The organism is Cupriavidus sp. Agwp_2 (assembly GCF_040784895.1).
Classification (GTDB): domain Bacteria; phylum Pseudomonadota; class Gammaproteobacteria; order Burkholderiales; family Burkholderiaceae; genus Cupriavidus.
Map to the genome: position 1 here is coordinate 964,133 of NZ_CP088083.1, position 20,916 is coordinate 985,048.

At 65.7% G+C, this 20,916-nt stretch carries 15 protein-coding genes and 1 riboswitch; of the genes, 4 read left to right on the forward strand and 11 right to left on the reverse strand.

The genetic code is table 11. The features are described from left to right. Positions 1-6: 6 nt before the first annotated feature. Complete coding sequence (gene pepN / locus LPA45_RS04510) at positions 7-2,730, reverse strand: aminopeptidase N (protein WP_116317485.1); 2,724 nt, start codon at positions 2,728-2,730, stop codon at positions 7-9. A 284-nt stretch (positions 2,731-3,014) separates the two neighbouring features. Here pepN and LPA45_RS04515 point away from each other — a divergent pair, with 284 nt between their 5' ends. Both LPA45_RS04515 and LPA45_RS04520 read left to right on the forward strand, forming a co-directional pair. Next, on the forward strand, positions 3,015-3,641 hold the full coding sequence (locus LPA45_RS04515) for a DUF4136 domain-containing protein (protein ID WP_116317851.1): 627 nt from the start codon (positions 3,015-3,017) through the stop codon (positions 3,639-3,641). 298 nt (positions 3,642-3,939) lie between these two features. Then, positions 3,940-6,261 (forward strand): NADP-dependent malic enzyme, encoded by a 2,322-nt coding sequence (locus tag LPA45_RS04520; RefSeq protein ID WP_116317486.1) that lies wholly within the window; start codon positions 3,940-3,942, stop codon positions 6,259-6,261. A gap of 120 nt (positions 6,262-6,381) precedes the next feature. Here LPA45_RS04520 and LPA45_RS04525 read toward each other — a convergent pair whose 3' ends face one another. The 6 genes from LPA45_RS04525 to LPA45_RS04550 all read right to left on the reverse strand — a co-directional run bounded on the left by LPA45_RS04525 (position 6,382) and on the right by LPA45_RS04550 (position 12,076). After that, positions 6,382-6,627, reverse strand: coding sequence for a hypothetical protein (locus tag LPA45_RS04525; protein ID WP_116317487.1), 246 nt, complete (start codon positions 6,625-6,627; stop codon positions 6,382-6,384). A 240-nt stretch (positions 6,628-6,867) separates the two neighbouring features. Further along, positions 6,868-7,935, reverse strand: a complete 1,068-nt coding sequence (locus tag LPA45_RS04530; RefSeq protein ID WP_116317488.1) for a porin — start codon at positions 7,933-7,935, stop codon at positions 6,868-6,870. A 184-nt stretch (positions 7,936-8,119) separates the two neighbouring features. Further along, a complete protein-coding gene (uraD, locus tag LPA45_RS04535) occupies positions 8,120-8,638 on the reverse strand; it encodes a 2-oxo-4-hydroxy-4-carboxy-5-ureidoimidazoline decarboxylase (protein ID WP_116317489.1) in 519 nt (172 codons plus the stop codon). 12 nt (positions 8,639-8,650) lie between these two features. Beyond that, positions 8,651-9,595, reverse strand: coding sequence for an allantoinase PuuE (puuE, locus tag LPA45_RS04540; protein ID WP_116317490.1), 945 nt, complete (start codon positions 9,593-9,595; stop codon positions 8,651-8,653). A 111-nt stretch (positions 9,596-9,706) separates the two neighbouring features. Further along, a complete protein-coding gene (locus LPA45_RS04545; RefSeq protein ID WP_116317491.1) occupies positions 9,707-11,113 on the reverse strand; it encodes a nucleobase:cation symporter-2 family protein in 1,407 nt (468 codons plus the stop codon). 195 nt (positions 11,114-11,308) lie between these two features. Next, a complete protein-coding gene (locus LPA45_RS04550; protein WP_116317852.1) occupies positions 11,309-12,076 on the reverse strand; it encodes a GntR family transcriptional regulator in 768 nt (255 codons plus the stop codon). 311 nt (positions 12,077-12,387) lie between these two features. On the opposite strand from LPA45_RS04550, the gene uraH reads away from it, so the two are divergent. Together uraH and LPA45_RS04560 are read left to right on the forward strand one after the other, a co-directional pair. After that, positions 12,388-12,741, forward strand: a complete 354-nt coding sequence (gene uraH / locus LPA45_RS04555) for a hydroxyisourate hydrolase (RefSeq protein WP_317923864.1) — start codon at positions 12,388-12,390, stop codon at positions 12,739-12,741. 31 nt (positions 12,742-12,772) lie between these two features. Continuing rightward, a complete protein-coding gene (locus LPA45_RS04560) occupies positions 12,773-13,978 on the forward strand; it encodes a urate hydroxylase PuuD (RefSeq protein ID WP_116317493.1) in 1,206 nt (401 codons plus the stop codon). Positions 13,979-14,196: 218 nt separating this feature from the next. On the opposite strand, the gene LPA45_RS04565 is transcribed toward LPA45_RS04560, so the two are convergent. From LPA45_RS04565 to guaD, 4 genes are all read right to left on the reverse strand, one after another. Continuing rightward, positions 14,197-17,142: an HD domain-containing phosphohydrolase gene (locus tag LPA45_RS04565; protein ID WP_233527957.1), complete on the reverse strand. Its 2,946-nt coding sequence runs from the start codon at positions 17,140-17,142 to the stop codon at positions 14,197-14,199. Positions 17,143-17,292: 150 nt separating this feature from the next. Next, positions 17,293-17,868 (reverse strand): TMEM165/GDT1 family protein, encoded by a 576-nt coding sequence (locus LPA45_RS04570; protein ID WP_116317495.1) that lies wholly within the window; start codon positions 17,866-17,868, stop codon positions 17,293-17,295. A gap of 64 nt (positions 17,869-17,932) precedes the next feature. Then, positions 17,933-18,129: riboswitch (yybP-ykoY riboswitch) on the reverse strand. A 50-nt stretch (positions 18,130-18,179) separates the two neighbouring features. After that, positions 18,180-19,349: a fatty acid desaturase gene (locus LPA45_RS04575; RefSeq protein ID WP_367394954.1), complete on the reverse strand. Its 1,170-nt coding sequence runs from the start codon at positions 19,347-19,349 to the stop codon at positions 18,180-18,182. 203 nt (positions 19,350-19,552) lie between these two features. Further along, the gene (gene guaD, locus LPA45_RS04580; protein ID WP_116317497.1) at positions 19,553-20,872 is read right to left on the reverse strand and encodes a guanine deaminase; all 1,320 of its coding nucleotides are present in this window, start codon (positions 20,870-20,872) and stop codon (positions 19,553-19,555) included. Between the last annotated feature and the right edge of the window lie 44 nt (positions 20,873-20,916).

Below are 20,916 nucleotides of genomic sequence, written 5' to 3' on the forward strand. Positions count from 1 at the left end.
CATTGTTCAGGCGGCCAGCGCCTTGCCGACGATCTCCCTGACGTCGCGCGACAGCGAGGTGCTGGCGGCCACGCGTTCCAGTTCGGCGCGCATGCGGTCGCGCAGCGTCAGCTCATATTTTTGCCAGCGGTCCATCACCCGCGCCAGGCGCGCGGCCACCTGCGGGTTGATGGCGTCGAGCGCCAGCACCTGGTCGGCCCAGAAGCGGTAGCCCGAGCCGTCTTCGGCATGGAACTGCGCCGGGTTGCCGGAGCAGAAGCTGAAGATCAGCGAGCGCGCGCGGTTGGGGTTGCGCAGGTTGAAGGCCGGGTGCTCCATCAGCCTGAGCACGGTGTCGATGGTGCGCTTGCCGGCGTGCGGACCACCCGGTTGTGTCCCCACGCTGCCGCGTTGCATGCCTTGCAGCGAGAACCACTTGTCGATCACCAGCGGGTCGTCCTCGAAGCGCTCATAGAAATCAGCGAGTGCATGCTCGCGCCCGGGCGCGAAGCTGTTCACCAGCGCCGACAGCGCGGCGAAGCGGTCGGTCATGTTGTCGGCGGCATGGTACTGCTTGTCGGCCAGCGCGTGCATGTCGGCTTCGCCGCTGTCGGCCAGGTAGCCGAGCGCCAGGTTGCGCAGTGCGCGCCTGGCGGAGGAAGTGGCATCCGGCGAGTAAAGGCCGGGCGTGGCGTTGGCCTTGTAGGCGGCCAGCCAGTCAGCCTTGAGCGCGCGGGCCAGGCCTTCGCGCATGAACTGGCGGGCGCGGTGGATGGCGGCGGGATCGGCCACGCCCATGCGCTCGGCCAGGTAGGCTTCGGCGGGCAGCACCAGCGCCTGCTCGCGGAAGGCGGGGTTGAGCGTGTCGTCGGTCAGCACTGCGCGCATGGCCTGCACCAGCGCCGGGTCGAGCTTGAGTTCGCGGCCGGCCTGCACGTCGGCGACCAGCTGCAGCAGCGCGCGCGTGGCCAGGCGCTGGCCGGCTTCCCAGCGGTTGAAGGCGTCGCTGTCGTGCGCCAGCAGGAAGGTCAGCTGCGCGTCGGTGTACTCGGCATCGACGATCACCGGCGCGGAGAAATTGCGCAGCAGCGACGGCAGCGGCGCCTCGGTGCCGCGCGGCAGGTTGATGAAGCGGAAGGTCTGCTCGGCCTGCGTGAGGTCGAGCACGCGCGTGGTCGCGCCGGGCGCGCCGGGCGCGCTCTCGCCTTCGAGTTGCAGCGGCAGGTCCTTGCCGTCGGCGCCGAGCAGGCCGAGCGCGAACGGGATGTGGAAGGGCTGCTTCTCGGGCGTGCCGGCGCGGGTCTCGATGCCGACCTTGGGGCAGCGCTGCGTCAGCGTCAGCGTCAGGCTGCCGTCGTCGCCGTTCCAGGCGGTGCGCGCGGTTACCACCGGCGTGCCGGCCTGGCTGTACCACAGGCCGAACTGTGTCAGGTCGCGGCCGTTGGCGTCGGCCATCGCCGCGCGGAAATCGTCGCAGGTGACAGCGTGGCCGTCATGGCGCTGGAAGTACAGGTCCATGCCCTTGCGGAAGCCGTCGCGGCCCAGCAGGGTCTGGTACATGCGCACGACCTCGGCGCCTTTCTCGTACACCGTGACGGTGTAGAAATTGTTGATCTCTTCGTAGCTGTCCGGGCGCACCGGGTGCGCCATCGGGCCGGCGTCCTCGGGGAACTGCACCTGGCGCAGCACGCGCACGTCTTCGATGCGCTTGACCGCGCGGCCGGATTCCGAGCCCATCATGTCGGCGGAGAATTCCTGGTCGCGGAATACCGTCAGGCCTTCCTTGAGCGACAGCTGGAACCAGTCGCGGCAGGTCACGCGGTTGCCGGTCCAGTTGTGGAAGTACTCGTGGCCGACCACTGCCTCGATATTGGCGAAGTCCGTGTCGGTGGCGGTCTCCGCATTGGCCAGCACATACTTGGTGTTGAAGATGTTCAGGCCCTTGTTCTCCATCGCGCCCATGTTGAAGTCGCCGACGGCGACGATCATGAAGCGGTCGAGATCCAGCTCCAGCCCGAAGCGCTTTTCATCCCAGCGGATCGAGTGGACCAGCGAATCCATCGCGTGGCGGGTCTTGTCCAGGTCGCGCGCCTCGACCCAGACCTGCAGCAGCTTGTCCTTGCCGGAGGCGGACTGGATCCGTTCCTCGATGCATTCCAGCTTGCCGGCCACCAGCGCGAACAGGTACGACGGCTTGCGGAACGGGTCTTCCCATACGGCCTCATGGCGGCCGTCGGGCAGGTCCTGCTCGCTCACCAGGTTGCCGTTGGACAGCAGCACCGGATAGGCGTCGCGATTGGCGCGCAGCGTGACGCGGAACGTCGCCATCACGTCCGGGCGGTCGAGGAAGTAGGTAATGCGGCGGAAGCCTTCGGCCTCGCACTGCGTGAAAAAGTTGCCGTTGGACACGTACAGGCCCGACAGCGTTGTATTGGCCGCGGGCTGGCACGCGGTGGTGATCTCCAGCGTGCCCTGCGCGGGCAGCCCGGGAACGGTCAGCGTGCCGGCGTCCTGGGTGGCGCTGGCCACCGGCTTGCCATCCAGGCTGACGCCGACCAGTTCGAGTTCGTCGCCGCACAGCACCAGCGGCGCTTCGGCGGCGGCGCCGGGCTGGCGTGCGAAGCGCAGCGTGCTGGTAACGACGGTGCGCTGGGGATCGAGGTCGAGCACCAGGTCGGCATGGTCGATGGCGAACGGGGGCGCGGTATAGTCCTTGCGATAGACGGTAACGGGCGTGTCGGTGCGCAGCATGGAGAGATCCTGTCTTCGGAAGACCGTTGGGGAGGGTGCCATGCGCGCGCGGGCGAAGCATGGCGCCGAAGTCCTCATTGTAGCCAAGGGGGTGGCGGGGCATAGTCAGCCGGAACACCCGGGGCGGTGGGAATTCCGCCGGTGCCGCGTGGTCTCAGCGACACGCAGGACGATTTCGAGAGTGTGGAAAGCGAGGTAGCACTATGTGGCAGCGCGCAGGCGGTGTCGGCAATGAAATAAAAAGAAGCGCTGGGGTCATGGGGTTCTCAGGGCTCTGGGGCACGATGGCGCTGCTGGCGGCGCTGCTGCTGTCTGGCTGCGCCAGCACCGTGGTGACCGATGTCACCGCGTTCCGGCAGCCCGGCTGGCAGAACGAGGCGCCGCGCACCTACAGCTTCGAGCGTACCCCGGAGCAGGCGGGGCAGCTGGACCGCCAGACCTACGAGCAATGGCTGGCCGAGGCGCTGTACGACGTCGGCTACGAGCAGGTGCCGGAGAAGCAGGCGCGCTACCGCATCAGCATGGACTACGACGCCGCGCCCGGCATCGTGCGCGTGGCCGAGACGGTCTATCCCGACCCCTGGTACGGCCCGTGGGGGCCCTATTGGGGGCCGTACTGGGGTCCCGGATATTACCGGCCTTGGGGTCCGTGGGGTCCGTGGGGACCGGGCTACTGGCCGCCGCAGACGGTGGTGCGCGACGTACCGGTGCTGTTCTCGAACCTGCGGGTCTATTTCAAGGACGCTGCCAGTGGCAAGCGGGTCTACCAGGTCACGGCGCAGAACCAGACCGAGAACGGCAGCCTGCCCGCGACGATGCCGTACCTGATCCGCAGCGCCCTAACGGACTTCCCGGGGGACAGCGGACGGCCGCGGCGGGTCAAGCTGGAAGTCGAAAAGCCGCAGAAATAGAACTGCGTGCAAATGCGTGCAGAGGCATGCTTCTGCACGTTCATTGCATACCCATTGGTAAAAGCTGTTTTACTGGAACATTCCGAGCAAAAAACGGCTTCCCGACTGGCTTTGGTGGCACTTTGCACGAAGCCGTGGGCTAGAATAACTGCTCGATTTTTCCGGCCTTGTGGTCGGGATCGTCAGTTTCACTGCCAGATGTTTTTCTTCGCTTCCGGTCCCTCTCCCGATTGCGGCCGACGCGAACCCTGGCGGGAGAGGGGCGCTTCCGGCACCGGGCCATTATCCGGACGAGCCAATGAGCAGCCAGAACAGCGGTGATGCACCGCAACATGCCCCGAACAGTCCTGAAGCGCAATTGCGCCTCGCTGCACTGGAATACCACCGCAGTCCCACCAAGGGAAAAATCCAGGTAACCGCGACCAAGGCGCTGTCCAACCAGCGCGACCTGTCGCTGGCCTACTCGCCGGGCGTCGCGTACGCCTGCGAGGAAATCGCCAAGGATCCCGCCACCGCCGCTGAATACACCTCGCGTGCCAACCTGGTGGCCGTGGTGACCAACGGCACCGCCGTGCTGGGCCTGGGCGACATCGGTCCGCTGGCCGGCAAGCCGGTGATGGAGGGCAAGGGCTGCCTGTTCAAGAAGTTCGCCGGCATCGACGTGTTCGACATCGAGCTCGACGCGCGCGACCCGGACAAGATCGTCGAGATCGTTGCTGCGCTGGAGCCCACGCTGGGCGGCGTGAACCTGGAAGACATCAAGGCGCCGGAATGCTTCTACATCGAGCAGAAGCTGCGCGAGCGCATGAACATCCCCGTCTTCCACGACGACCAGCACGGCACCGCCATTATCTCGGCGGCGGCGCTGCTGAACGGCCTGAAGGTGGTCGGCAAGGATATCGCCAAGGTCAAGATGGCGGTGTCGGGCGCCGGTGCCGCGGCGATTGCCTGCCTGGACACCATGGTGAGCCTGGGCGTGAAGCGCGAGAACGTCTCGGTGGTGGACTCCAAGGGCGTGATCTACGTTGGCCGCGATGCCAACATGGAAGCCAACAAGGCCCGCTACGCGCAGGACACGTCGGCGCGCACGCTGGCTGACATCGTCAAGGGCGCGGACGTGTTCCTGGGCTGCTCGACCGCCGGCGTGCTGACCGGCGACATGGTCAAGACCATGGCCGACAAGCCCATCATCCTGGCGCTGGCCAACCCCGAGCCGGAAATCCGCCCGGAAGTGGCCAAGGCCGCGCGCCCGGACTGCATCATCGCGACCGGCCGTTCGGACTACCCGAACCAGGTCAACAACGTGCTGTGCTTCCCGTACATCTTCCGCGGCGCACTCGATTGCGGCGCGACCAAGATCACGGAAGCGATGAAGCTGGCCTGCGTGAAGGCGATCGCCGAGCTGGCCGAAGCCGAGCTGAACGATGCCGTTGCTGCTGCCTACGGTGGCCGCGAACTGAAGTTCGGCCCCGACTACATCATCCCGACGCCGTTCGACCAGCGCCTGATCGAGAAGATCGCGCCGGCGGTGGCCAAGGCCGCTGAAGAATCCGGCGTGGCGACGCGCCCGATCCAGGACCTGGAAGCGTATCGCCAGCAGCTGACGACCTACGTCTACCACACCGGCCTGATCATGAAGCCGGTGTTCTCGGCCGCCAAGGCCGCGCCCAAGCGCGTGGCCTATGCCGAGGGCGAGGAAGAGCGCGTGCTGCGCGCGGTGCAGGGCGTGGTCGACGAAGGCCTGGCCCGCCCGATCCTGATCGGCCGCCCGCACGTGATCCAGATGCGCATCGAGAAGGCCGGCCTGCGCCTGAAACCTAGCGTGGACTTCGAGCTGATCAACCCCGAGGACGATCCGCGCTACCGCGCCTACCACGAGGCATACCACAACCTGCGCGGCCGCGACGGCGTCACGCCGGACATGGCCAAGGTGGCGCTGCGCCGCTCGAACACGCTGATCGGCACCATGCTGATGCACATGGGCGACGCCGACGCGCTGCTGTGCGGCACCGTGGGCCGCTTCGAGGCGCACCTGGAGCATGTGCGCGACGTGATCGGCCTGGCGCCGGGTGCCAAGGTGTTCGCCGCGATGAACGCGCTGATGCTGGAAAAGCACACGCTGTTCATCACCGACACCTTCGTCAATGACGATCCCACCGCGGAAGAACTGGCCGCGATCGCGCAGCTGGCCGCCGAGGAGATCGCGCGCTTCGGCCTGCATCCCAAGGCCGCGCTGATGTCGCACTCGATGTTCGGTTCTTCGACCCGTCCGTCGGCGCGCAAGATGCGCGAGGCTGCCGCGATCCTGGCCAAGGCGGCACCGCACCTGGAAGTGGAGGGCGAAATGCAGGGCGATGCCGCCCTGGACGAAGACGTGCGCCGCCACTTCCTGCCGTCGACCAAGCTGGCCGGCAGTGCCAACCTGCTGGTGATGCCGACGCTGGACGCCGCCAACATTGCCTTCAACCTGCTCAAGATCACGGGCGGACAAGGCGTGACCGTGGGCCCGATCCTGCTGGGCGCGGCCAAGCCGGTGCATATCCTGAACCCGCAGGCGACCACGCGCCGCATCGTCAACATGACGGCGGTGGCGGTAGCGGAGTGCAATGCCATCCGCTGAGCGGTGAGAGGGGTGTTATCTGGCCTTGCGCCAGGATGCAAAAAGCCGGGTCGCTGACCCGGCTTTTTGCTTGATGCTGCCTTGCCGCACAACACGTGCGGCAGGCATTCGGTGCGGTGGCTATTGCAGCACGTTGTACTGCTCACGCATGACCACGATAATTGATTTAGCCGCAGCCAGCTGGGTGTCGAGGTTTTCCACGTATTCCTGTCGAAAATCGACCTCGGCGCTCCAGTTGCATCCGGTGTGGTCAGGCTGGTGCGTTCGCACCGCGTGCAGCTCGCATTCGCCGCACTCGGGGTTGTTGTCGAGGCACTGGTTCAGGATGGCCATCAGTTCGGATCGCGTCTTCGCATATCGCCGCATGAGTCACCTCTCTAGGATCGAGTTTTGAGGCCTGGAACACCAATCTAGGTAGCGCAAGGAGGGGCTTCCAATTGAATCCCGCTATGGAGCGAAGGTTTCCGATCCGGCGATGGGCCTGGCATCTAATGGCGCAGCGCAGCATTCCTTGATGTTTTTTTGCTGCAAGTGATGGATGCAGGTGCAATAAAAAGCCCGCCGAAAAGGCGGGCATCAGGACTGCCGGGTGTGGCGGTTAAGCCATCAGAACTTGTGGCGCACACCTACGCCGAAGGTATCGCCGTGCTCGATGCCGGTGATCTTGTCGTAGTAGTAGGCGGCGTAGACATCGGTACGCTTGGACAGGTTGTAGTCGTAGGCGACGGCGAAGGTGTTGCGCTTGAAGTCGCCCAGCGAGTTGTCGACCTTGCCGTAGGCGTACGAAGCCAGCAGGCTGCCGGCGCCGATGGGCACCGAGGCACCGAACTGGCCGTCGATGTGCTTGGTGTCGCCCGACGGTGCGGTGGTGGCGCGGGTCTTGATGTACTGGCCCTGCGCGAACAGCTTGACCACCTTGAAGTCATAGGACAGGCCGACCTGGGCGGCGTCCTGGCGCGACAGGCCGGCGTCGGTCATGTCGGTCGGCACGTTGTTGAAGCGCACCTGCTGGTAGGCAACGGTGGCCGCGAACGGGCCGCTGAAGTACATCAGGTTGCCGCCCCACTTGTTCTTGCCGGCGGCGCCGGCCTGTTCGCCGAACGAGTAGATGAAGTTGGCGGTCAGGCCGCCGAAGTTCGGCGTGGAGTACAGCACCGAGTTGTTCCAGCCCGAATCGCCGATGATGCCCGGATCCACCACCGCGCCGCTGGTCGCGCCGAAGTAGGTGTGGAAGATCGTCGGCGAGAACACGTACGAGTCGATCAGCGGGTTGAACAGGATGGTCGAGACGAAGTACGGCGTGGTGTTGCGGCCCAGCTTGATCGTGCCAGCCTTGTCGTTCTGCAGGCCGACGTAGGCATTGCGGCTGAACATCGAGTCGCCGGTGAAGCGGCCGCTGTTGCCGCTGTCGGTACGGAAGAAGCCGTTCAGGTCGAAGATGGCCTTGGTGCCGCTGCCCAGGTCTTCAGTGCCCTTGATACCCCAGTACGACGTCTGCATCCCGCCCGAATTGGCGACCCATGCGCGCTCGCCCACACCCGGGCTCTTGACCGCACCGACGAACATGTCGGCCTGGCCGTACAGCGTCACGCTGGACTGGGCCATGGCCGTGCCGGAAAGAAGGGTAGCCGCTACCGCCGCCAGCTTCATTGCCGGCTTGTACTGCTTCTGCATGTTTAGACCTCCGTGGTTTTGAATCCTGCTTGGAACGTTGTGTACTGGGTCCCTGTCGGGTTCTTTTAATGTCTTTGTGCTTTTATTCGTGCCGCCTGGCGTTGGCTCGGTGTGGTGTGGTGTTGCTTGGGTGCCGGCGGCATCGGGTACAGCGTTTTTTGTTATACAGGTGACGCTTTTTTTCTCAGGCGGATACTAAGTCGTCAAGACGGAACTGCGCAATGCGATGGATCTGCCCGATGCAGGTTTGCAACTCTTCCTTCGGCGAGTTTTCTACGCGGCGCGCGAACTCCGCGATGATCCCGTGGCGGTCGTAGCCTCGCACGGCGAGGATGAACGGGAAGCCGAACTTCTGGTTGTACGCGGCGTTGAGCGCCTGCAGGCGATCGAATTCCTCCGGCGTGCACAGGTTCAGGCCGGCGCCGCTTTGCTCGCGCGTGGACTCGGCGGTCAGCTCGCCGCGCACCGCGGCCTTGCCGGCCAGCTCCGGGTGGGCGCGCACCAGCTTCAGCTGCGCGGCTTCGCCCGCTTCATCGACGGCCTTGCGCAGTGCTTGCGTCAGTGCGGCGACGTCGGCGAAGGGGCGTTGCGTGGCAGCGGCTTCGGCAAACCACGGTGAATGTTCATAGATGCCGCCCAGCACCTGCACGAATTCCGCGACAGGCATGGTGTTGAGTTGGGCGAGGGTGTAGGTCTGGCTCATGCTGAATCCGGGTTACCTGGCGGGCGTGTAGGGATGGGTCTCGGCCCAGTGGCGGGCGATGTCGACACGGCGGCAGATCCACACCTTGTCATGGCCCTGCACGTAGTCGAGAAAGCGCTGCAGCGCGCGGAAGCGGCCGGGACGGCCGAGCAGCCGGCAGTGCATGCCGATCGACAGCATCTTGGGGCTGTCCTGTCCGCCGGGGTCGCCTTCTTCATACAGCACGTCGAACGCATCCTTCAAATACTGGAAGAATTGCTCGCCGGTGTTGAAGCCTTGCGGCGTGGCAAAGCGCATGTCGTTCGAGTCCAGCGTGTACGGCACCACCAGGTGCGGCTTCTTTTCGCCGCCGGTGACTTCGACTTCAGTCCAGAAGGGCAGGTCGTCGCCGTAGTAGTCCGAGTCGTACAGCAAGCCGCCGTGCTCGACGACGAGGCGGCGCGTGTTGGGGCTGTCGCGGCCGGTGTACCAGCCCAGCGGCAGCTCGCCGGTCAGCTCCTTGATGATCTGCATGCCGATGCGCATGTGCTCGCGCTCGGTGGCTTCGTCCATGTTCTGGTAGTGGATCCAGCGCCAGCCGTGGCAGGCGATCTCGTGGCCCAGTTCGACGAAGGCGCGCGTCAGATCCGGATGGCGCTGCAGCGCCATCGACACGCCGAAGATGGTCAGCGGCAGGCCGCGCTTTTCGAACTCGCGCAGGATGCGCCAGGCACCCGCGCGCGAGCCGTATTCATAGATGCCCTCCATGCTCATGTGGCGGTCGGGGTAGGCCGCCGCGCCGACGATCTCGGAGAGGAACTGCTCGGAGGCGGCGTCGCCGTGCAGCACGCAGTTCTCCCCGCCTTCTTCATAGTTGAGGACGAACTGCACGGCGATGCGCGCGCCGCCCGGCCAGCGGGCGTGCGGCGGCTTGGCGCCGTAACCGATGAGATCGCGTGGATAGTTCTCTGTTGTCATGGTCGTTGCTTGCTTCAGGGGGAACCGTCCGGGCCGCGGCGCCCGCAAGCGCCGTTGACTGTGCAATGAGCGTGCCAGTCGCTGGCCCGGCGGCGTACTTCGGGATAACCGTTACTCGGTGCCGTGCGAGTTGGCGGCAGCGTTGCGCATTGCTTCCTCGCGCGACTGGATGCCGTTGTAGAACAGGTTCAGCGCCACGGCCACGATCGTGCCGAGCACGATGCCGCTATGGGTGAAGGGGTCGGTCCACTTGGGCAGGTACTGGAAGAACGTCGGTGCCAGCGTCGGGATCATGCCGAAGCCGATCGAGATGGCGACGATGAACAGGTTGTGGCGGTTGCGGTTGAAATCGCACGAGCCCAGGATGCGGATGCCGGTGGCGGCCACCATGCCGAACATCACGATGCCGGCGCCGCCCAGCACGAACTGCGGCACCGAGGCGACCACGTGGGCCATCTTGGGGAACAAGCCGAACGCGATCAGGATCAGGCCACCCGCTGCAGCCACGTAGCGCGAGCGCACGCCGGTCACGGTGACCAGGCCCACGTTCTGCGAGAAAGAGGTGTACGGGAAGGTGTTGAAGATGCCGCCGATCACGGTGCCCAGGCCATCGGCGCGCAGGCCGCGGGTCAGGTCGTCGTTGCTCAGCTTCTTGCCGGTGATGTCCGACAGCGCCAGGAACATGCCGGTCGATTCCACCAGCGTGATCAGCATGACGATGCACATCGACAGGATCGCGGTCACCTCGAAAGTCGGCATGCCGAAGTGCAGCGGCGTGATGACGGCGACGAAGCTGGCTTCGTCCAGGCCTTCGAACGAGACCTTGCCCATGGCCATCGCCGCCAGCGTGCCGATGATGATGCCCAGCAGCACCGCGCAATTGGCCACCAGGCCGCGACCGTATTTGGTCAGCAGCAGGATGGTCAGCAGCGTCAGCCCCGCAATGCCGAGGTTGGTCAGGTCACCGTAGGCGAGATTGGGCACTTCCTTGGCCACGCCGTCGATCACCGCGCGCGTGGTGGGCTGGCCGCCGGCCGCCCAGTTGATGCCCACGCGCATCAGCGACACGCCGATCAGCGTGATCACCGTGCCGGTCACCACCGGCGGGAACAATCCAAGCATGCGCCCCATCATCGGCGAAATCAGGATGCCGAAGATCCCTGACGCGATCACCGCGCCGTAGATGCCGAGCAGGCCGACGTTGGGATCGGTGCCGATGGCGATCATCGGCGCCACCGAGGCAAAGGTTACGCCCATCATCACCGGCAGGCGGATGCCGAACTTCCAGAACCCGATCGCCTGGATCAGCGTGGCCAGGCCCGCGGCGAAGAGATCGGCGTTGATGAGGAAAGCCAGCTGGTCCTTGGGCAGCTTCAGCGCACCGCCAACGATCAGGGGAACGGCTACCGTGCCGGCATACATCACCAGAACGTGCTGCAAACCAAGCGCGAGCAGGCGCCCTGAAGGCAAACGCTCGTTGGTGAGGTCCGTGGGGACCGTGGTGCTTGCGGAATTCATTGGTGCGTCTCCTCTCCTTTGGTTTGATGGGAACGCCACGCCCGTGCCTGTTGTGTTGCCGGCAATGCGTGTTGCCGGCGTTGTTATTGTTGTTTTCGGCCTGCCGTCGCTGCGCTCTCGTTTGCGCTGCCTGGGCGCGGTGCGGTCGGCGGGCGTTCGGCCTTCTTCTTGCGGGGGCGTGGCGGGAACACCGTACTAGGTGGAGCGGCCTAGTACGCTGCGAAGATCGAAGTTGCCCGGCTCGTCCGGCTGCACGCGGTCGGCGCAGGCGCCGAGGTGGTGCGCCATGCGCGACTGGGCCAGCGCGGCATCGCCCTGTTCCAGGGCGTCGAGGATTTCCTCGTGTTCGTCGAACGAGCAGGCGTTGTTGCCCGGGGCTTCCACGCTGGCGATCATCAGCGTGGTGCGCGACACCAGCCGGCGCATCATGTTGACCAGCAGGGCGTTGCCCGACAGCTCCGCCAGTGCCGTGTGGAATTCGGCGGACAGGCGGATCCATTTGGGGCGGTCGTGCGTCAGGAAGGCCTGGCGCTCGCTGGTGACCATCTTGCGCAGCGGCGCGATCACGGTCTTCACGTCCGGCATGCCGGCGAGCTTTTCCAGCACCGCGCGCTCCAGCATCTGGCGCAGCTCGAACATGTCGTGCGCTTCGTCGGTGGAGGGGCTGGCGATAAAGGCACCGCGGTTGGGTTCGAGGTCGACCATGCCGTCGGCGGCCAGGTGCGACAGCACCTTGCGCACCGTGTGACGCGCGGTGGCATAGATCTCGCAAAGCGAATGCTCGGTGAGCTTGGTGCGCGGCGGCAGCCGGTGCTCCATGATCGCGTCGTAGATCTCGTGGTACATGCGCTCTTCGACCGAGCCCTTGCGTGCGGGCTTTTCCGGCCTGGCGGGCAGGGACCCGGTCGGCTCGGCATCGGAAACGCCGGTGACACCGGCAATCAGCTTCAGGCTCTTGGACATCTTGGCACCAGCAGTCATGCAATCAGGTCGGTCCGGACCGCCGTAATCCCCTGTATCAGGGTCCGGTGATCCGAAAATTGTTGACAATTATTTGGCTGTGGCTTCAATATTGTCAACAAAACCAACTCAGGTTTTCGACAACTCAGGGAAATCCCTGAATTGCCAACCGGGTCGGGCAGGCGCATTGTCGCCACGCACCAACCCAGCGCCGGGATGCGTTACCAGACGTACCGAGCGGGCACCATTCCCACAAATGGTGCTAGTGAAGGCAGCGGCGCCCCTCACAACCCAATCGCAAAAGGACAAATACGATGGGACGCTTGACCACCCATGTTCTTGACACCGCTGCCGGCACGCCCGGACAAGGGATGTCGATTACTCTCCATAAAATTGTCGACAATCGCCGCGAAACCCTGAAGACCGTGGTCACCAACCACGACGGCCGCTGCGACCAGCCGCTGCTGGAAGGCGCCGACCTGGTCGCCGGCGTGTACGAGCTGGAATTTGCCGCGGGAGACTATTTCCGCGCACAGGGCACGAAGCTGCCCGAGCCGGCTTTCCTGGACGTGGTGCCGCTGCGCTTCGGCATTGCCGACGTCAACGCGCACTACCACGTGCCGCTCCTGGTTTCGCCCTGGTCGTACTCGACCTACCGTGGCAGCTGACGCGGTGGCATAGGGAAACAGGAGACAAGACATGGAAGGCTATATCCTCGACTGGGCCAATATGCTGCTGCGGTGGGTGCACGTCATCACCGCCATCGCATGGATCGGCTCTTCGTTCTATTTCGTGTGGCTGGACAACAGCCTGACCAAGCCCACCGCACCTGACCTGAAGGAGAAGGGCGTCGACGGCGAGTTGTGGGCCGTGCACGGCGGTGGCTTCTACAACCCGCAGAAGTACCTGACCGCACCCAAGTCGTTGCCGGAGAACCTGCACTGGTTCTACTGGGAGTCGTATTCGACCTGGATGAGCGGTTTCGCGCTGCTGGTGGTGCTGTACCTGTTCAACGCAAGCACGTTCCTGATCGACAAGAATGTGTTCGATATGTCGCCTGGCGCGGCGGTCGGCTTTGCGGTGTCGTACCTGCTGATCGGCTGGATCGTCTATGACAGCATCTGCCGCCTGTTCAACAAGAATGACCGCCTGGTCGGCATCCTGGTGGCGCTCTATATCGCCGCCGCAGCCTTCGTGGCGTGCCATGTCTTCTCCGGCCGCGCGGCGTTCCTGCTGACCGGCGCGATGGTGGCCACGATCATGAGCGCCAACGTGCTGGCGTGGATCATCCCGGGCCAGCGCAAGGTGGTGGCGGCACTGAAGGCCGGCCAGCCGGTGGACCCGATCCACGGCAAGCGCGGCAAGCAGCGTAGCGTGCACAACACCTACTTCACGCTGCCGGTGCTGTTCGCGATGCTGTCGAACCACTACAGCATGACGTACGCGTCCAAGTACAACTGGGTGGTGCTGATCCTGATCATGCTGTCGGGCGTGCTGATCCGCCAGTTCTTCATCCTGAAGCACAAGGGCAAGATCAACGTGCTGTGGCCCGCCGCCGGTGTTGCAGCGCTGGGCGTGGTGGCAGTGATGATCGCGCCGCAGCCGCGCCCGGCCGTGGCCAAGGGTGGCGAGGCAGCCGCTGCGACCGTCAGCTTTGCCAAGGTCCAGGAAGTGATGAACGCACGCTGCGTGCAGTGCCACGCCGAGCAGCCGAAGATGATGCCGACCGCGGCCAAGGGGATCAAGCTGGAGACGCCGGAAGACATCAAGGCCCACGCCCAGCTGATCTACCAGCAGGCCGTGCAGCAGAAGGCGATGCCGCTGGGCAACGTGACGCAGATTACCGACGACGAACGCGCGCTGCTGGGGCAGTGGTTCGAAGGCGGTGCCAAGACCACCAACTGATGGTGGCCTGAGCTGAAAGAGTTGGGGCCGGCTTCTGACGAGCCGGCCCGCGAAATCCGAGCATCGGTGATCGACGGTCCGGAGGGCTGAGCAGCTGGCAGCCATCAGTACCGGACCGGCGAGGGTTTGAACGGGGCCTTGTGCCCCGTTTTTTTTATGGCGTGCGCGCCGCCCTTATGCCGCCCTTATGCCACCCTCACGCCGCCCTCACGCCACCCTCACGCCACCGCCTTGCCGTGCCGCGCGCCGTCGCCCACGTACTGCGCGATGTCGACGGCATCGATCTGGTCAGGCCGCATGAAGCGCTCGGCGTAGCGCAGGTAGACGCCCGAGGTCAGGAACAACTCGAACAGCTGTGGGTCGATATGTTGCTGCGCCGCCGCCGTGGCCATGATGCGCACCGATTCCGACAGGCTCTTGGCCTTCTTGTACGGGCGATCGGCGGCGGTCAGCGCCTCGAAGATATCGGCAATTGCCATCATCCGGGCCAATGGGCTCATCGCGCTGCCATGCAGCTTGCGCGGGTAGCCCGTGCCGTCCATCTTCTCGTGATGGCTGCCGGCGATTTCCGGTACCTGGCGCAGGTGGCGGGGGAATGGCAGGCGCGACAGCATGACCTGCGTCTGCACGATATGCTCCTCGATCTTGAAGCGCTCCTCCTCCGACAGCGTGCCGCGGCTGACCAGCAGGTTGTGCAGTTCGCCGCGGTCGTAGAGGTGCGTGGGCGTATTCAGCCGGAAGCCCCATGGATTGTCGGCCGGGAAGATGTCGCGCGTGCCGCGCGCGATCGCATGTTCGGGCTTGTCGGCCAGCAGCGGTTCCACGGCCGGTAGCGGTGCCGCGGGGCGGTGTGCCTTGCGCGCCAGTTCCTCCTGCGAGATGCCGAGGCGGTCATCCAGCGTGCGCAACCAGGTGCGCTCCGCAATGCGCATCAGCCGTTCCTGCTGCGGTGCATCCATGAACTCGCCGCCCTGGTTGCAGGCGGCGACAAAGGCAAAGTCGTCGTCCAGCGCCATGAGTTCGGCATCGCATCGCTGCCGCGCCGCGCTTGCATCCTCGCCGGCGGCGATGGCGCGCAGGCAGGCGATCTCGGCATCGCGCTTGAGCACCTCGAAGCGCATCCGTACCTCATGGATGCGGTCGCACAGCGTTTCCAGCTTGGTGGCCTTGTCGATGATGTATTCGGGGGTCGTGACCTTGCCGCAGTCGTGCAGCCACGCGGCAACGTGCAGGGCTTCCCACTGCGCGTCGGTCATCTGGAACGTGCGGTAGGGGCCGTCGGTGGCATCGCAGGCGGCGCGGGCCAGCAGCCTGGCGAGTTCCGGCACGCGTTCGCAGTGGCCGCCGGTGTGCGGGCTCTTGGCATCGATGGCGCCCGCCATCATCCGGATAAAGGCATCGAAGAGATTGCGCTGGGCTTGCGTCAGCGCGCGCACTTCCAGCGCGCCGGCGCACAGGCTGGCCAGGGTGCCGACGAAGGCGAGCCGGGCCGGATCGATCGGCGTGTCGCGCAAGACCAGGAGCAGGCCCTGCAATTCCTGCTGCCGCGTCGCGAGCGGAATCGCGGCGGCGTAGCATGGTGCGTCCGATGCCAGCAGTTCCAGCTTCGCCGCGCGAATGTCGTCGGGCGTCAGCGGGCCCGTCTGCGGCGCGAGCACGGCGGCAGCCGCACGCACCAGCGGCAGCGATTGCCGGATCGGGCTTGGTGGCATCGCCTGCGATACGCTGGCGCCGTCGCGATCGAATGCCGCGGCCACGCTCAGCGCCTCGCCGTCCGCCAGGTACAACGCACCCGCGCTGCCCCCCGCGGCGTCGAGCATTTTCCTCAGCAGCACCGGCAGCAGTTGCTCCAGGCGGCTTTCGGCGGAGACGGCCTGGACAATGACCACAAAGCGCTGGACGGTCTGCCGCATGTCTTCCGTGGCGCCGGCAAGGGCATTCACCTCGCTGATGCGCGACCGCACCGCGATCGGCTGGCGGAAGTCGAACCGGCGCAGGGCTTCGACGCTGCCGGCCAGGTCATGCAGCGGCCGGGAAAGATAGCGGGCCACCAGCCAGATCAGCGGCAGCGACAGCAGCACGACCGCGACCGTGGCGCCCATGCCCAGCCAGGCGCGCTGCCTTGCTGTCTTGAGCAGTTCCTCCTGCGGAATGGCCGCGAGCAGGTACAGCGGCTTGCCGCCCGTGGGCGTCAACAGGTCGATGGTGGTGTACCAGGCCTCGTCGCCGGCGTGCATCAGTTCCTGCCGGCCGGAAGGGGCGCCGCGCGCGCCGATGCGTGCCGCGAGCCGGGTCAGGATGGGAATGCCGAAATCGCCTGGCATGACGAGCAATTCCGTGCGGATGGTGTCGGGGGCGGAGGCGGAATCCGGAAATTTGCGATCGATCGCGACGATGCGTCCGCTGCTATCGAGCAAGGCCAGCAACGAGCGCGGCATGGTCGTCTTGCGCGCCAGCATGCTGCCCAGCGAGTCCAGGCGGAAGTCGCCGCCCACCACGGCATCGCGGCGGGGGGTGGGAATGGCCACCGTGGCCCCGGAATCGTTGTCGGAAAAGAACAGGTAGGGTTCGGTCCTGACCAGGCCGCCGCTGGACATGGCGTCCTGGTACCAGGGCCGCCGGCGCGGGTCGAATTTGCTGGCGAAATCGTGATCGTCGACGCTGCGCAGGATGCCGAGACCAGCATCGAGGAAGTCGAGCCGGCCACGGCTTTGTGCGTTGCCGCCCCGCTCGACACTGCGCAAGACATAGGCGGCCTGCCCGGGTGCCTTGAACAGCGCCCGGTCGGCGTCGCCGCGCAGTGCCCGGATATAGAAAAAGCTGCCGTCGGCATAGCCGAGAAAAAGCGACTGCAGCACCGGCGAGGTGTCCAGCGCGTCACGCAGCAAGGCCAGCCGCGCCAGCCGCGCGTCGACCGTGGAGGCCTCGGCCAGCGAACTGTGGCTGACCAGCTTGATGGCCATCTGCGCCGGCACGATCAGCTCGTTCACTTCGTCGAGCGTTTCCCGGCTGATGCGGTGGATGGCGTCGGAGGCAGCGGACTCCAGTGCCGTCTTGGTCATGAAGAAGTTGATGCCGCAAGTCAGCGCACCAACTGCCAGGACCAGCGACCCGAACAGCAGCCACAGGTGGACGTGAAGCGGGAAACTCTTGCGCGCTTGCATAGGCACCTCCCTCGGCAGGGTGTTGCACGGCGCGTAGCGGCGGCCGCCGCGTTACCTTGGCGGCCGTCCTGCGTGTAGCCCAACGTCCAGTTTCGAATGCGCGAGGGTGATCGTCAAGGCGCGCCTGGGGCGGCGCGGCGGCGCGGGGGATCAGCCGCCGATATTCAGCAGTGCCAGCACGCCAAGCACCACGAAGATCGCCGCGGCGATCTTGTGCACCAGCGCGATCGGCATCTTGTTGGCAAACTTGTCGCCCAGCAGCACGGCCGGCGCATTGGCGATCATCATGCCGAAGGTCGTGCCGGCCACCACCGCGACCACCGCATCGCTGAAGCGCGCTGCCAGCGCCACCGTGGCGATCTGCGTCTTGTCGCCCATCTCGGCGAAGAAGAAGGCAACGATGGTGGTGGCCAGGATGCCTAGCGCTCCCTTGACCGGCTTGGCCTGTTCGGCCTCGTCGAGCTTGTCGGGAATCAGCATCCATGCACCCATTGCGATAAAGCCCAGGCCCAGGATCCAGCGCAGCAGGCTTTCGCCGACCACATGCGTGATCCAGCCGCCGAGCGCGCCGGCAAAGCCGTGGTTGACGAGCGTGGCGATCAGGATGCCAAGGATGATGGGAAGGGGCTTGCGATAGCGCGCGGCCAGCACCAGCGACAGCAGTTGCGTCTTGTCGCCCATTTCAGCGAGCGCGACGATGCCTGTGGAGACGAGGAAGGCTTCCATGTTTTTTTGTGGGATAACCGGGCCGCAATGCATCGCGAGATGCCAATGACGCACACCTTTCCCGGCCCGGCCAGAAAGGTATGGTCATCGGTCTCGCCAGGCATGGACGCTGCCTGGGCCAGTCTGGCCAGGCGGGTCCGGAGCTGCGCACGCCATAACCGCAAGCGGTCAAGTCTGTTGACGTACGCCCCTGTCCCCCGGAGTCCGCATTGCGCGGCGCGGTGAGAGCAGGGCGGCTACTCCCCAATGGAAGCGCTAATTATAACCGTGGCGGCGGTGGGTCGTCCACCGCCGCCACGCGGGTGTGGCGCTCAGGCCGGTACCGGCGCGTTGTCGCTGGTCTGGCGGCCGCGGAAGTCGGTCCAGCACAGTGCCTTGAAGTCGTACAGCTTGCAGCGGCGCACGGTGTCGAAATACCAGCGCCAGGAGAAGTTCTCGACGATGATGCGGCCCGGCAGTGCATGCTCCAGCAGCGCCTGGGCGCGCTTGAGGCGGTACAGCGGCACGCTCATGTCAACGTGGTGCGCGGTGTGCTCCATGATGTGGTGCAGCGCGGAGCCAATGCCATGGCGGAAGCGCAGGTGCACGGTGGTCGAGACGAACGGCTGCGCCTTGGCCCACATGGTCTTGGTGTCGTACCACGCCACGCTGGCATGGGTATGGTGCACGTACAGCACAAAGCCCACGGTCACATTCCACACCAGGAAGGGCAGCACGAAGCCGGCGCCGACCAGCATCCAGGCCGACTGGCCCGTAGCAAGGGCCACTGCCACCAGCCCGCCGATCCAGGCCACGCCGAAGGCCGCCACCAGCAGGCAATCGCGAACGAAGACCGGGCGGCGCGTTGCCATTTGCCGCTTGCTGGGGAAAAACAGCTTGCTCCACCAGATCTCGACCAGGTAGTACAGGCCCGGGCCGAAGCCAGTGCGGTAGATGCGCTCCATCGCACGGCGCCAGCGCGGCAGCGCGTTGAATTCTTCCAGCGAATAGGGCGCCCAGACGAAGTCGAAGCCCTTCAGGTTGGTGTAGCCGTGGTGGACCACGTTATGGCCGACTTCCCACAGGCTGTAGGGCGTCAGTGACGGCAGGAAGGTCAGCCGGCCCAGCCATTTGTTCAGGCCGCGGCGCGGCGTCAGGCTCTGGTGGCAGGCATCGTGGCCGATGATGAACAGGCGCGCGATCACCAGCCCGGCCAGCACGCCCAACGCCAGCTTGGCGGCCCAGTGCGGGGCCAGCACCACGCCGGCCAGCACGGCGGCGAACAGCAGGTAGTCGAAGGCGAACAGCGCCAGCGCGCGCGGCGTGCTGCGCGCGCCCAACGGGATCAGCCAGCCGCGGATGATCTTGCGCGACGGAAAATGCGCATCCGGGGCGATCGGCTCTGGCAACGGCAGCCGGCCCGGCTTGGCGGACTGCCGGGCATGCGGGGCATGCTCGGGATGCGCTGCGGGCGCTGAGGGCGCTGATGGGATTGCGGTCATGCGGAACCTTCTGGTTTTGCGGTCGGATGGTGTCAGCCGTGCGGCGACGCATGCCGGCCATGGCGAAACCGTAAGGTTAGAAGGCTTTGCCGGTGGGGTTCTTGACGGGCGTCAATCCGGAGGGATGCGCTAAGCGGTAGAAGCGCGCCCGCCGCGCAGGGGCGGGCGCCATGATGTGGGATGTAATGGCAATATGTGACGGATCAGGCAGCGGCGCGCGCCGGCTCACCCATGATGTAGACGCTGTCGATCACGCGGTCGTCGCCCAGCATGGCAAAGGCGAACAGCTCTTCTTCCAGCGTCTCGGAGCGGTTGCTGCGGCGGGCGATCAGCGGCGTGGCCTTGGGATCGAGCACGACGAAGTCAGCCTCGCAGCCTTCGCTGAAGCTGCCGACGCGGGCGGTCCAGCCCAGCGCCTCGGCGGCGGCGCGCGTGGCCAGGTAGAACATGCGCAGCGCGGTCAGGTAGTAGCCGCCCATGCGTGCGACCTTGTGCGCGGCGTTCATGGTGCGGAACATCGAGAACGAGGTGCCGCCGCCGACGTCGGTCGCCAGCGTCACGTTCAGGCGGTTGGCGTCGGACTGGTGGAAGTCATAGAAGCCGCTGCCCAGGAACAGGTTGGAGGTGGGGCAGTGCGCCACCGCGGCGCCGCTGTCGGCCAGCCGGCGGCGGTCGTCCTGGTCCAGGTAGATGGCGTGGCCGTACATCGCGCCGGGGCGCAGCAGGCCGTAGCGGTCGTAGACGTCCAGGTAGCTGCGGGAATCCGGGAACAGCTCGGCGACCCATTTCACTTCGTCGCGGTTCTCGGCCACGTGGGTCTGGATAAAGGCGTCGGGATAGGCGCGCGCCAGTTCGCCGCAGGCGGCCAGCTGCGCTTCAGTCGAGGTCGGCGCGAAACGCGGCGTGATGGCGTACGACAGGCGGCCCTTGTTATGCCAGCGCGACAGCAGGTCGGCCGAGTCCTTCGCGCCGGTTTCGGCGGTATCGCGCAGGAATTCGGGGCAGTTGCGGTCCATCATCACCTTGCCGGTGACCATGCGCAGGTTGCGCGCCTCGCTTTCGGCAAAGAGCGCGTCGGCCGAAGCCTTGTGCACCGTGCTCCAGACCACCGCGCTTGTGGTGCCGTTGCGCAGCAGTTCTTCGGTAAAGAAGCCGGCCACGCCGCGCGCGTATTCGGGATCGGCGAAGCGGCGCTCTTCCGGGAAGGTGTAGGTGTCGAGCCAGTGCAGCAGGCCCGGCGACGGCGACGCGATCATGTCGGTCTGCGGGTAGTGCACGTGGGTGTCGATAAAGCCAGGCACGATCAGCTTGCCGCGGTGGTCGACGATCTCGGCGCCGGCCGGGATGCGTTCAACGAGCTTCGCATACTCGCCGGCCGCGGCGATGCGGCCGTCGGTGACGATCAGCACCCCATCGTCCCAATACTGGTACGCATCCTCATGGAACTGCGGGTCGCGCAGGAAATGCAGCACGCGGCCGCGGATGGCACGGGTGGTGGATTCAGTCGTGGGGGTGGTCGTCATCGTTTGTCTCTTGTCGCCGGCCCGCGCGTGAATACGCGGCGGGT